General features: G+C 74.3%; 10 protein-coding genes. All 10 read right to left on the reverse strand.

The annotated features are described in order from the left end of the window. Positions 1-125: 125 nt before the first annotated feature. Positions 126-1,838, reverse strand: coding sequence for a hypothetical protein (locus ACFC1F_RS39685; protein ID WP_376166148.1), 1,713 nt, complete (start codon positions 1,836-1,838; stop codon positions 126-128). Positions 1,839-1,972: 134 nt separating this feature from the next. Next, positions 1,973-2,203, reverse strand: coding sequence for an SDR family oxidoreductase (locus tag ACFC1F_RS39690; protein ID WP_376166151.1), 231 nt, complete (start codon positions 2,201-2,203; stop codon positions 1,973-1,975). Positions 2,204-2,510: 307 nt separating this feature from the next. Continuing rightward, positions 2,511-2,636: a hypothetical protein gene (locus ACFC1F_RS39695; protein WP_376166154.1), complete on the reverse strand. Its 126-nt coding sequence runs from the start codon at positions 2,634-2,636 to the stop codon at positions 2,511-2,513. A gap of 258 nt (positions 2,637-2,894) precedes the next feature. Continuing rightward, positions 2,895-4,505, reverse strand: a complete 1,611-nt coding sequence (locus ACFC1F_RS39700; protein ID WP_376166157.1) for a class I adenylate-forming enzyme family protein — start codon at positions 4,503-4,505, stop codon at positions 2,895-2,897. Between the two features lies 1 nt (position 4,506). Then, entirely contained in the window at positions 4,507-5,733 is a 1,227-nt protein-coding gene (locus tag ACFC1F_RS39705) for a thiolase family protein (protein WP_376166159.1), read from the reverse strand. 111 nt (positions 5,734-5,844) lie between these two features. Beyond that, a complete protein-coding gene (locus ACFC1F_RS39710) occupies positions 5,845-7,989 on the reverse strand; it encodes an anthranilate synthase family protein (protein ID WP_376166162.1) in 2,145 nt (714 codons plus the stop codon). Beyond that, on the reverse strand, positions 7,986-8,645 hold the full coding sequence (locus ACFC1F_RS39715) for an isochorismatase family protein (RefSeq protein WP_305852899.1): 660 nt from the start codon (positions 8,643-8,645) through the stop codon (positions 7,986-7,988). The genes ACFC1F_RS39710 and ACFC1F_RS39715 overlap by 4 nt, the downstream gene beginning before the upstream one ends. Before the next feature lie 152 nt (positions 8,646-8,797). Next, positions 8,798-9,571, reverse strand: a complete 774-nt coding sequence (locus ACFC1F_RS39720) for a 2,3-dihydro-2,3-dihydroxybenzoate dehydrogenase (RefSeq protein ID WP_376166165.1) — start codon at positions 9,569-9,571, stop codon at positions 8,798-8,800. A gap of 71 nt (positions 9,572-9,642) precedes the next feature. Then, complete coding sequence (locus ACFC1F_RS39725; protein WP_376166168.1) at positions 9,643-10,875, reverse strand: 3-deoxy-7-phosphoheptulonate synthase; 1,233 nt, start codon at positions 10,873-10,875, stop codon at positions 9,643-9,645. Between the two features lie 72 nt (positions 10,876-10,947). Continuing rightward, a partial coding sequence (locus ACFC1F_RS39730) for an amidohydrolase family protein (RefSeq protein ID WP_376166171.1) occupies positions 10,948-12,487 on the reverse strand: 1,540 nt, incomplete at its 5' end.

Here is a 12,487-nt window from a genome sequence, read left to right on the forward strand (position 1 = left end):
TTTTTTCTGTTGGTCTTTTATTTTTTAATAACACCCCCACCCATCTCAACCAGGGTGTGCCTGCGCAACACCCCCCCCCCCCCCCCCCCCGGCGGGGGGGCCGCGGGCCCGGTGGCGTACGGGCGTCAGTTCCTGTCGTACGCGCCGAAGAGGTCGACGATCAGGTCGGTGGGCTGCCAGCCGCGGTTGAAGAAGTCGACGACGCCGGTGGTGCCGGTGCTCGCCTGGACGAGGTTGGCGACGGTGGCGTCCTTGGTCCAGTTCAGGACGGAGGAGGTCGGCGGGGTCGGGCGGACGGCCTTGCCGGCGATGTAGTCGTCGATCGTGTTCGGGTCCGGGGCGACCGAGAGGTGGCCGCTGCCCTGCGGGTTGGTCACCGTGGCGTTCAGGACGAGGGCCTCCAGCGCCCGGCCGGACGTCCACACGCTCTGGTGGTAGTAGTCCTGGCCGGCGAGCGGCAGGGGGATGCTGCCGCGCGTGTCGTACAGGCGGGTGGGTTCCACCGGCAGGTAGGCGGCCTTGCCGTCGGCGCTGTAGTAGCCGGTGACGTCCACGATCACGTCGGCCGGGAACGCGGCGCCGTTGCGGATGCTGATCCGGCCGTCCGGGCCGACCGGCACGATCACCGCGTTGGCGACGGTCTGCCCGGCGGCGAAGTTGACGTTCGACGTGGACGGCGCCTGGCCGCCGGGGAAGACGGTGAGGTGGCCGGGGCCCTGCGGGTCGGTCACGGTGACGTTGAGGGCCACCGCGGTGACGCCCTGGGCGGGCAGGCCGCCCTGGCCGGCGATCTGGACGCCGAAGGTGCTCTGGGCGCCGACCTGGCCGCGGGCCGTGCCCAGGCCCTCGCGGGTGTCGACGAGCCGCGACGGCTTGACGGAGGTGTAGCCGTTGGCGGCGGAGCGGGTGAAGTAGCCCGTCACGTCGGCGATCAGGTCCACCGTGCCGCCGCTGCGGTTGGCCAGCTCGACGTAGCCGTCCTCGCCGACCGGCACGACCGCCAGGTTCGGGACGGTCTGCCCCGCCGCGAAGTTGACGTTCGAGGTGGCCGGGCGCGCCTTGCCGGAGGCGTACGCGATGACGTGCCCGGGCGCGGCGGTGTTGGTGGCGGTGATGTTGAGGACCACGGCGCTCACCCCGGCCGGGATGCCGGCGTTGCCGGCGACCTTCACCCGGGTCGTGCCGAACGCGGCGACGGGCCCGCCGGCCGCGGCGCCGGTGCCGTCGCGGGTGTCCAGCAGCCGGGCGGGCGCGGTCGGGGTGAACTCGGAGCCGTCCACGACGACGTCCTTGGTCGTGGTCGCGGTCGTCCTGGTCATCAGGTCGGTCGCCGTGATCGTGATCCTGTGGGATCCGACCTCGGCGTACGTGTACTTGGAGTACACGAAATCGCCGGCCTTGGCGTAGTCGTGGACGACGGTGGAGCCGTCGCCGAAGTCGATGTCGAAGGCGACGTAGCTGTCCGGCAGGTCGGTGCTGACCGAGGCGGCCAGTCCGATGCCGTGCGCGTTGTCGGTGGAGGTCCCCATCCCCACCTCGAAGTAGCTCTGCTGCGCAGCCGGCGCGGCCCCGGGCGCCAACGCCCCCGCCGCGCCGGTCCCGGCCCCGGCCTTGCCGGCCTTCGCGGCGGTGCTCTTCGCCGCGGCGTCCTTGGCGGCGGCGGCCTTCGCGGCGGCGGCCTTGGCCGTCTCCTGCGCGGCGGTGTCCGTCGCGGAACCGGCCGGGGCGGCCGGGGCGTTGGCGCCCGGGGCCTGGCCGGTGCCGGCGGACGGGGCCGCCGCCTGCGCGGTGGCGGGCACGAAGCCGACGGCTGCCGCGACGACGGCGGCAGAGATCATGACGCGGTGACGGTACACCGGTCCCCCCAGTTCTTGAACGTGTTCACAAGATCTTGGTCCCGACTATACGCCCGCGGGTTCGTACCCGACGGACCACTCCCCCGCCACGGGCGCCCGGGCGGGCGGACACGGCGTCAGGCGGTGCAACCGCCGTCCACCGCAAGGGCGGTGCCGGTGATGTAGCGGCCGCCGGGGCCCGCGAGGCAGGCGACCGCGGCGGCGACGTCCTCGGTCTCGCCGTAGCGGCCCGGGGCGGTGAGGGAGCGCTGGAAGCCGGCGCTGTCGCCGCCGGCGGGGTTCATGTCGGTGTCGACGGGGCCCGGGTCGACGACGGTGACGGTGATGCCGCGCCCGCCCTCGCCCACGTGCCGGGCGTCGGCCTGGGCGGCACCGGCGTCAGGTTCAAGCCCCCGCCGTCGCCGGGGGCGGGCGGGCGCAGGCGCAAGGTCGGTGGCGTGGCGGGGAGTTGTGGATGTCAAGCCGAGGCGCTGGCGATAGAGTGGCCTGCGCCTGCCCGCGTCCGCGGACGCGGACACAGGCGGGAAAGCCGCCCGGCCCACTTTCCTAGGGCAAGCCGGACGACCTTCTTCCTTCGGTCACGTGGGGTCCGGTCCTGCTACACGGGGCCGGGCCCCGTGTGGTTGCCGGCGCCGGGCAGGGCCGCGACGGGGGTCAGGTGGTCTGCACGGGCAGGCCGGTGACCGCCGGGCCGGGCCGGGGCGTCGTGCGGGACGTTCGCTTGATGACCGGGGTGGTGCCTGCCGCCTTGCGGCGGCGGATGCGGCGGATGCGCGACAAGGACTGCTCCTTTGGCCAGGAATAGCGGCCGGGCGGCCGCCAGGGCACGGACATGACGGTCCGTCCGGATCTGGGGCCAAGGAGATCTTGTGCGCTTGCGCCGGTGGCGAGTCTACGGTTCACCGCGCCGGTCCACAAGCTGCTCATGTGGTGCTCACGTCCGCCCTGTTCACCGGCCGTGCCGGCGGCGGGAACGGACGGGGCCGGCCCCCGTGGCGGGGGCCGGCCCGGGTGGGTCCGGTGGCCGGGGCGGGCGGGTCAGATCCGGCGGGTGTGGCCGGACCAGTACCGGTCGCGGATGGTGCGCTTGAGGACCTTGCCGTTGGCGCTGCGGGGCAGGGAGTCGACGAAGTCGACGTGCTTGGGGGCGCGGACGCTGCCGAGGCGGGCCTTGCACAGGGCGATGAGTTCGGCGGCGTCGGCGTGGGCGCCGGGGTTGAGCTCGACGACGGCGGTGGCGGCCTCGCCCCAGTCGGGGTGGGGGGCGCCGACCACGGCGCAGTCCTGGACGGCGGGGTGGCCCCAGATGACCTGTTCGATCTCGCTGGGGTAGATGTTCAGCCCGCCGGAGATGATCATGTCCTTCTTGCGGTCGGTGATGAACAGGTAGCCGTCCTGGTCGAAGTGGCCGATGTCGCCGGTGTGCAGCCAGCCGTCGACGACGGTCTCGGCGGTCTTCTCGGGGGCCTTGTAGTAGCCCTTCATGACGAGGTCGCCGCGCACGCAGATCTCCCCGGAGGTGCCCGGGGGCAGCGCCTTGTCGTCGTCGTCGTGGATCTCGACGGTGATCAGCGGGTTGGGGCGGCCGCAGGAGGCCAGGCGGGCGGGGTCGGGTCTGCCGTCGACGAGGTGTTCCTCGGGGCGCATGAAGGAGATGCCGGCGAAGGCCTCGGCGAGGCCGTAGGCCTCGGTCATGACGGGGCCGAACAGGTCGATGGCCAGGCGGAGTTTCTCGGTGGACATCGGGGCGGCGGCGTAGACGAGGTAGCGCAGGCTGGACAGGTCGTGGCGGGTGACCTCGGGGGCCTCCAGCAGGCGGTAGACGACGGTGGGGGCGAGGAAGAGCTCGGTGACGCGGTGGCGTTCGACGGCGTCCAGGACGGCGGCGGGTTCGGCCTTGGGCAGGATGACGACGGTGGCGCCGCGGGCGGTGGCGGCGAGGCTGAAGACGCCGGAGGCGTGGGTCATCGGCAGGGCCGCCAGGTTGACGATCCTCTCGTCGGCCCGGTACTGCATGGACATCAGGAAGTGGGCCAGGCAGACCGCGAAGGTGCGGTGGGTGTTCATGACGCCCTTGGGCAGGCCGGTGGTGCCGCCGGTGGAGGTGACGGCGACGACGTCGTCCATGTCGTAGGGGACGTCGGGCGCGGTGTCGGGCAGGCCGTCCGTCCAGGCGGCCAGCGAGGGGTGACCGGCCGGCGAGGGACGTTCGACCGGCGAGGGGTGGCCGGCCGGCGAGGGACGGCCGGCCGGGCCGTCGTCGTCCAGGCGCACGTAGTGGCGCACCTTGGGCAGCGAGGGCGCGAGTTCGGCGACGACGGGGGCCATCGAGGGGTGGTAGAACAGCACCTCGCAGTCGAAGGCGTCGATGACGTGGTGCAGTTCGCCGGCGGGGTGGGCGGGGTTGAGCGGGACCCAGGCCAGGCCGGCGCGCCAGATGCCCAGGACGCAGATCCAGGCGCGCGGGTCGTTGGGCGACAGCACGCCGGCCTTGGCCTCGCGGGCCAGGTCGGCGCGTCCCAGCGCGTGGGCGATGCGGCAGGAGAGCCGGCCCGCCTCGTCGAACGTCCAGGTCTGCCCGGCGCCGACGTAGGCGGCACCCGACGGGTTGAGCCGCCGTCCACGGTCGAAGAAATCGATGATTGCCATGTCAGACCCCCAGTAGCGTGATGGCTGCGACCGCTTCCTCGCCGGCGTAGAACCCGCCGGCGTTCTCCGCCAGCGCGATCCGCGCGTGCGGGACCTGCCGGGCGCCGGCCTCGCCCCGCAGCTGGTTCACCAGCTCGTACACCTGGGCCAGGCCGGTGGCGCCCAGCGGGTGCCCCTTGGACTCCAGGCCGCCGGACGGGTTGACGGGCAGGCGTCCGCCCAGCGTGGTGACGCCGGCGGCGGCGGCCGGCCCGCCGGTGCCGGGCTCGAACAGGCCGAGCAGTTCGGTGAGCTGGATCTCGCTGAACGCCGTCGCGTCGTGCACCTCGGCGACGTCGACGTCCTGCGGGCCCACCCCGGCCTGCTCGTAGGCGCGGTGGGCGGCCAGGCGCACCACGTGCCGGTCCACGGCGTGGAGTTCGCGCTCGACGCCGCTGCCCAGGACGCAGGCCAGGACGCGCACCGCGCGGCGGGAGCCGGCCAGCCGTTCCAGGGCGCGCCGCCCGCACACCACGACGGCGGCGGCGCCGTCGGTGAGCGGCGCGCACATGGGCACCGTGAGCGGGAACGACAGCGGCCGGGCGGCGAGGATCTCCTCGGCGGTGAGCGCGGTGCGGTGGTGGGCCCGGTCGTTGTGGACGGCGTGGCGGTGGTTCTTGGCGGCGACGGCGGCGATCTGCTGCCGGGTGGTGCCGTGGCGCCTCATGTGGGCGCGTGCCATGGCCGCGTAGATGTCCATGAAGACGCTGCGCCGCCCGGCGGCGGTGTTGTCGACGTCCCCGCCCAGCGCGGTGAGCGTCGCGGCGAGCCCGGCGGGGTCGGAGACGTCGTAGGCGCCGTCGAAGACGGCCATGGCGCGGTCGCGGTCGGCGACGTTCATCTTCTCGGCGCCGACGGCCAGCACGGTGTCGGCGGCGCCGGCGCGGACCTGGGCGACGGCCAGGTGCAGGGCGGTGGCGCCGGTGGCGCAGGCGTTCTCGACGTTGTGGACCGGGATGCGTTCGAAGCCCATGCGGCGCAGCGCGATCTGGCCGCCCATCATGAGCTGGCCTTCGAGGGCGCCCTGGGTGGTGTTGCCGAAGAACGCGGCGTCGACGTGGCGCTGTTCCAGGCCCGCGTCGGCCAGGGCGTCGCGGACGGCTTCCGCGGCCAGGTCCGGGACGCCGCGGTCCTCGTGTCGGCCGAACCGGGTCATGCCGACCCCGGCGATCCACACCGGCTCCGTCACGGGCTGCTCCTCACGTGCGATGGGTTGGTGTCCGCCGCGCGGCTGCGGCGGCGGACGGGGAAGGCGGGGTGCGGGGTACGGGGTACAGGGTGCCGGGGGTGCGGGGCGGGGCTAGCCCGCGCCGCCGCGGGGCGCGGCGGCCTGCGGGGCGGCAGCCCGGGGTGCGGCAGCGTGCGGTGCGGCGCCGGCCTGGGGCGTGCCGTCCCGGGGCGTGCCGTCCCGGGCCGTGTTGTCGTCCAGTGCGCGGGCGAGGAGTTCGCCCAGCAGGGCGGTGCCGTTGCGGGTCAGGACGGACGCCGGGTGGAACTGGACGGAGGCGTAGCCGGGGCCGCGCAGGGCGTGGACCTCGCCGTTGGCGGGGTCGTGGCAGACCTGGACGGGGGCGCGGCGGTAGGGGCAGGGCAGGGTGGTGGCGGGCGAGCGGGCGGCGAAGGTGTTGTAGAAGCCGACGAGTTCGCTGCGGCCGAAGAAGTCGATCTTCTGCTGGGAGCCCTGGTTGGGTTCGGGCCTGCGCACGATGTCCAGGCCCAGGAGTGAGCTGAGGACCTGGTGTCCGAGGCAGACGGACAGGAAGGGGGTGCGGGAGTGCAGCAGGCGGCGGGTCAGGCCGCGCAGGTGGGCGATCTTGGGGTCGGTGTGGGCGCCGGGGTCGCCGGGGCCGGGGCCGACGATGACGAAGTCCTGGCCGTCGAGGGTGTAGGGCTCGTCGAAGCGGCGCACCGTGACGTCGAGGCCGAGGGCGGCGAGGCAGTGGCGGGCCATGGAGGTGAAGGTGTCCTCGGCGTCGACGACCAGCAGGCGCCGGCCGGCCAGGCGGGCGGCGGGGCGGGCGCGGGCGGCGGGGTCGGCGAGCCAGAAGCCGGCGAGGGTGGTGTTGCGGGCGGCGAGTGCGGCGGTGACGCCGGGGTGCTGTCCCAGGCCGGGCGCGCGCACCGGCGTATGGGCGGCGGGGTCCTGCCCGTGGCCCGGCACGTGGCCCGGCGCGGGGTCCGGCCCGTGGGCGGCGGGGCCCGGCACGGGGGCCGGGGCGGGGGCGGGCTCGGCGCGCAGGGCGGCGAGCAGGCCGGCGGCCTTGGCGCGGGTCTCGGCGACCTCGGCCCGGGGTGAGGAGTGGCGCACCAGGGTGGCGCCGACGCCGATGGACAGGGCGCCGGACGGGTCGATGTCGGCGGTGCGGATGAGGATGGAGGAGTCGAGGACGCTCTCGCCGGTGTGGTCGCGGCCGATGAGGGCGGCGACGCCGCTGTAGTAGCCGCGGCCGTGGGGTTCGTAGCGGTTGATGACGCGGCAGGCGCTCTCCAGCGGGCTGCCGGTGACGGTCGGCGCGAGGAGGGTCTCGTGGAGGAGTTCGCGCACGCCGCAGGTGCTGGAGCCCTCGATGAGGTACTCGGTGTGCGCGAGGCGTTCCATCTCCTTGAGGTAGGGGCCGCGGACGCGGCCGCCGTGCTCGCAGACGCGGCCCATCATCTTCAGTTCCTCGTCGAGGACCATGAACAGTTCGTCGGACTCCTTGGTGTCGCGCAGGAAGCCCATCAGGCCGTCGGGGTCGGCGCCGCCCTCGGGGTAGCGGTAGGTGCCGCTGATGGGGTTCATCGTCGCGGTGCCGCCGGTGAGGCTGACGTGCCGTTCGGGGGTCGCGCCGATGAGGTGGCGCTCCCCCGTGTGGACCAGGAAGGTCCAGTAGGCGCCGGGTTCGCGCTGCAGGAGGCGGCGGTAGAACGCGAGGGCGGTGGCGGTGTCCCAGGGGTCCAGCCGTGCCCGGTAGGTGCGGCGCAGGACGAAGTTGGCGCCGGTGCCCTGGCCGATCTCGTCGCGGATGATGCGCCGGGCGGTGGCGGCGTAGGCGTCGTCGTCGAGGTCGAAGCCCAGTTCGTCCATGGTGATCGGCAGGTCGGGGACGTGGCGCAGGACGTCGTCGCGGGTGAGCAGGCACTGGTCCTCGACGGTGAGGGCGAGCAGTTCGGTGCCGTCGTCGGGGCAGGCGTAGCCGCGTTCGGCGAGCTGGCGGTAGGGCAGCAGGGCCAGGACGTCGTGGCGGGGTGCGGCGGGACCGGGGCCGGGACCGTGGGGCTGGGGCAGGGGCAGGGCGGCGAGGGTGGCGGGGCGGGTGATGGTGCCGGTCATCAGTTCCAGGTGGCCGGGGCCGGTGGCCTGGGGGCGGTGCAGGAGGGCGAAGGGGGGTGGCTGGGGGGCGAGGACGCGTTGCAGGAGCGGGTGGGGGCGGTCGCCGGGTGCGGGGCTCGGGTGCGGGTTCACGGGCGCTCCGCCGGGTGCGGCTGGTGGAGCTGGTGCAGGACGGTGTCGGTGGGCAGGGTCATGCCGCAGCGGCCGGCGACGTACCGCAGGGTCATGTGGTGGTCGGCGGGGGTGAAGTCGGCGACGGCGTCGGCGACGACGAAGGTCTGGATGTCGTGGGCGTAGGCCTCGCCGGTGGTCATCAGGATCCCGACGTGGGCGTAGACGCCGCAGACGATGAGCTGGTCGCGTCCGGTGGAGCGCAGCAGGTCGAGCAGGCCGGTGTGGTGGAAGGCGCTGGGGCGCCATTTGGTGAGGACGGTGTCGCCGGGGGCGGGTGCCAGGGGGTCGGTGACGGCGCGGTCGTGTTCGTCGGTGCTCATGCCGGGGCCCCAGAAGTCCTTGAGGAGGCCGCGTTGTCGGTCGGTCATGCCGCCGGGCTGGGCGGTGTAGGCGACGGGGACGCCGAGGCGGGTGCAGGCCTGTCGGAGGCGGGCGGTGTTGTGCAGGAGGGCGTCCAGGGGCTGGGCGGCGGCGGGGAAGGGGCGCAGGAAGTAGTTCTGCATGTCGTGGACGAGCAGGACGGCCCGGGCGGCGCTGACCGGCCAGGTGGCGGTGTTGGCGGGCAGGTCGGCGGGTGCGGGCATCGGGTAGGGCTCGATCGCCGGGATGGCCAAGGCCGGTTCCTTTCCTGGGGCGGGGCTCGCGCGGGCGGGCCTGTCGCGGGCGGGCGGGTTGCGGGGCGCGGGCGCGGGGGTGTTGCGGGCGCGGGCGGGTTGCGGGGCGCGGGCGCGGGGGTGTTGCGGGGCGGGCGGGTTGCGGGGCGGGGTCAGGCGCCGAGTGCGGCTCCGCCGTCGACGGTGAGGTGGTGCATGGTGATGTGGGCGGCCTCGTCGGAGAGCAGGAAGAGCACGGCGTCGGCGACGTTCTGGGGGCTGGCCACCCTGGCCAGCGGGATGCCGACGCGGAAGGCGTGCGGGACGCCTTCGACGGAGGCGGTGCGGGCGGCGTCCTCGTCGGCCCACAGCGAGGTGAGCATGGGGGTGTCGGTGGAGCCGGGGGCGACGATGTTGCAGCGGATGCCGTGGGCGGCGCTTTCGAGGCCGAGGCATTTGGTGAACATGGACGCGGCGGCCTTGGAGGCGGCGTAGGCGGCCATGTCCATGCGGGCGGCGGTGGCGGCGTTGGAGGCGATGGTGACCAGGGCGCCGCGGCGGCGGGGGGTCATCTTGCGGACGACGGCGCGGGAGACGTGGAAGACGCCGGTGGTGTTGACGGCGAAGGTGGTCTGCCAGTCCTCGTCGGTGAAGGCGGTGACGGTGCCGGTGCGCAGGACGCCGGCGGCGTTGACGAGGCGCTCGACGGGGCCGAGCTGGGTTTCGACGGCGTCGATGACGGTGTCGACCTCGGTGCTGGAGGTGACGTCGAGGGGGTAGGCGGTGGCGCGGTGGCCGGCCTGGCGCAGCCGGGCGGCGGTGGCGTCGAGGCGTTCGGCGTCGCGGTCCAGGAGGGCGAGGGTGGCGCCGCGGGCGGCGAGGGCGTGGGCCACGGCGGCGCCGATGCCGCCTGCCGCGCCGGTCACCACGGCGGTCGTGTCCTTCATCGGCAGGGGGTGCCTTTCTCGTGGGCGGGGCGGGATGGTCGGGCGGGGCGGGATGGCCGGGCGGGGCGGGGTCATCGGGTGGGGGCGTGCCAGGCGCGGATCACTTCGTGGGCCTGCCAGGGGTTGAGGCGCGGGTCGCACAGGGTGGTGTAGGCGCCGTCGGCGCGGTGGGTGGCGCGGGCGTCGGCGAGGCATTCGGTGACGGGGTGGGGTGTCGTCTCCAGGTGCAGGCCGCCGGGGTGGGCGCCGGCGGCGGTGACGGCGTCCTGGAAGCGCAGGACCTCCTGGACGATGGTGTCGACGTGGCGGGTCTTGCGGCCTGCCGGGGTGGTGACGGTGTTGCCGTGCATGGGGTCGGTGAGCCAGCCGACGGGGTGTCCGGCGGTGCGGACGGCGTGGACCAGGGCGGGCAGGTGGGTGGTGACGCGGTCGGCGCCCATGCGGGCGATGAGGGTGAGGCGTCCGGGGGTGCGGTCGGGGTCGAGCAGGGCGCACAGGCGCAGCACGTCCTCGGGGGTGGCGCCCGGTCCGATCTTGCAGGACAGGGGGTTGCTGACGCTGGCGAGGAGGCGGACGTGGGCGGCGTCGGCCTGGCGGGTGCGTTCGCCGATCCAGGGCCAGTGGGTGGAGGTGAGGAGGAGGCGGCCGTCCTGGTCGCGGCGCATCTGGGGCAGTTCGTAGTCGAGGACGAGGGCCTCGTGGCTGGTCCAGGTGCGGGTGGCGGGTGGGGTGGCGGTGTCGGTGGCGCGCAGGCGCAGGGTGTCCATGGCGGTGGCGGCGGCGTCGTGGCAGGTGAGCATGCGGGTGGGCCGGGGGTGGCGGGCGGCGGGGTCGGGTTCGGGGGCGTTGACCATGTGGCCGTAGTAGACGGGCAGTTCGCGTCCGTCGTGGTGTTCGACGGGGCGGGAGCGGGGTTTGGCGAACTGGCCGGCGATGCGGCCCACGCGCAGGACGGGCAGGCCGGAGCGGGCGTGCAGGACGTCGGCGAGTTCGTCGAGGAGGTCGGCCTTGCGCAGGACGGGTTTGGCGGCGCACTCGGCGGGGTCCTCGGCGCAGTCGCCGGCCTGGAGGACCTGGCGCCGGCCGTGGGCGACGTCGGCGAGCAGGGTGTGCAGGGTGTGGACCTCGTCGGCGGTGACGAGCGCGGGGCGGGTGGCCAGGAGGGCGCGGGCGGGTTCGAGTTGCGGGTCGTGGAGCCAGTCGGGCTGCTGGCGGGCGGGCAGGGCGCGCCATCGGCGGATCTCGTCGTCGGACAGGGCGGCGCCCTCGTCCTCGGGCAGGAGCAGGGCGGTGTTGTCGGACATGGTGGCGTTGCCTCCGTGCGGGGTGCGGGCGGGACGGGAGAGGGTTCGCAGGGGGTTCGCAGGGGGCTGCCGTCAGGGGTGGCGGACGGGCGGGGTGGTCGTGGTGGTGCGCAGCCGGGGGTTGTCGTCGAACAGGGTGGTCAGTTCCTTGTCGGCGATGCCGAGGGCGCGGGCGGAGAAGGAGCGCAGGGCGTGCAGGTAGGCGTCCGTCAGGGCGGTTTCGTCGAGGTGGGGGGTGCGGCCGTGGTCGAGGAGGACGCGGCCGGCGACCAGGACGGTGTGGACGTCGGGGCTGCCGCCGAGGGTGAGGTAGGCCTCCAGGGGGCGGGGGTTGAGCAGGTGGCGCCAGTCGTCGGCGGGGACGAGGACGAGGTCGGCCTGTTTGCCGGGTTCGAGGGTGCCGATGTGGTCGTCCCAGGCGAGGGCGCGGGCGGCGGTGCGGGTGGCCATGGCGAGGGCTTCGCCGGCGGGCAGGGCGGTGTGGTCGGCGGCGAGTTCGTTGTACATCTGCCAGGCGGCGCGCATCTGTTCGGGCATGCCGGCGACGGGGAAGACGCCGCCGTCGGTGGAGAGGGAGACTTCGAGGCCGCGGCGGCGCAGTTCGGGGATGAGGCCGGTCTCGGTGAGGGTGGATTCGCCGGTGGGGCCGTATTTGGCGGGTGAGTGGGTGATGCGGGCGCCGGCTTCGAGGAGCATGCGTTGTTCGCCGGGGTCGGCGAAGGCGCAGTGGACGGCGAGGAGGCGGTCGTTGAGGAGGCCGAGGCGGGCCAGGCGGCGTACGGGGGTGGTGTGGAAGTGGGTGCGTACGGTGCGGGCCTCGTGGCGCAGGGCGGCGACGTGGGTGGCGAAGGGGACGTCGTAGCGGGTGGCGAGGTGGGCCAGGCCGCGGCCGAGTTCGTCGCTCATGTTGGTGGTGTAGGGGGCGGTGGGCCAGGCGCGCAGGCGGCCGGTGGGGTCGGTGGCGCAGCGTTGGAGGATCTGTTCGACGCGGGTGAGTTCGGTGTCGGTGTCGCGGGTGGGTTGGGGGGTGGTGCTGCCGGGGGGGCAGTGGATGTCGCCGACCCAGGCGGTGAGGGTGGCGCGGATGCCGAGGTCGAGGGTGGCCCGGGCGAGTGCTTCGGGGTGGTTGACGGAGCCGACGTCGCCCAGGGTGGTGGTGCCGGAGCGTAGTTGGGTCCAGAGGGAGTAGCGGGCGATGGCGTGGGCCTCGTCGGGGGTGAGGGCGTCGGTGAGGCGGCGGAATCCCTCGAATCCGGCGGAGATTTTGGCGATGTCGCCGCCCAGGGCCATGAAGCCGGGTTCGTCGGCGTGGTCGTGGGGGGTGCGCAGGGCGCCTTTGAAGGGCAGGCGCAGGGCGAACAGGTCGTGCCAGTGGTTGTTGACGAAGCCGGGCATGACGAGCATGCCGGTGGCGTCGATGGTGTGCAGGCCGGCGCGTTGTCGGGGGGTGAGGGTGGTGGTGGCGCGGTCGACGTGGTCGGCGGGGCCGATGGCGGTGATGGTGTCGTCGGTGATGAGGACGGAGCCGGTGGGGTGGATGCGGTGGGCGGTGTCGGCGGTGTGGAGGTGTCCGCCGCGGATGATGACGTCCTTGATGCGGCCTTCGATGACG

It is taken from the genome of Kitasatospora sp. NPDC056181 (assembly GCF_042266225.1).
Taxonomy (GTDB): domain Bacteria; phylum Actinomycetota; class Actinomycetes; order Streptomycetales; family Streptomycetaceae; genus Kitasatospora.

Coding starts and splice junctions, on each gene's coding strand:
- ACFC1F_RS39700 (WP_376166157.1), bottom strand. CDS start 4,505: ATGGCAATCATCGATTTCTTCGACCGTGGACGGCGGCTCAACCCGTCG.
- ACFC1F_RS39725 (WP_376166168.1), bottom strand. CDS start 10,875: ATGTCCGACAACACCGCCCTGCTCCTGCCCGAGGACGAGGGCGCCGCC.
- ACFC1F_RS39685 (WP_376166148.1), bottom strand. CDS start 1,838: ATGATCTCTGCCGCCGTCGTCGCGGCAGCCGTCGGCTTCGTGCCCGCC.
- ACFC1F_RS39720 (WP_376166165.1), bottom strand. CDS start 9,571: ATGAAGGACACGACCGCCGTGGTGACCGGCGCGGCAGGCGGCATCGGC.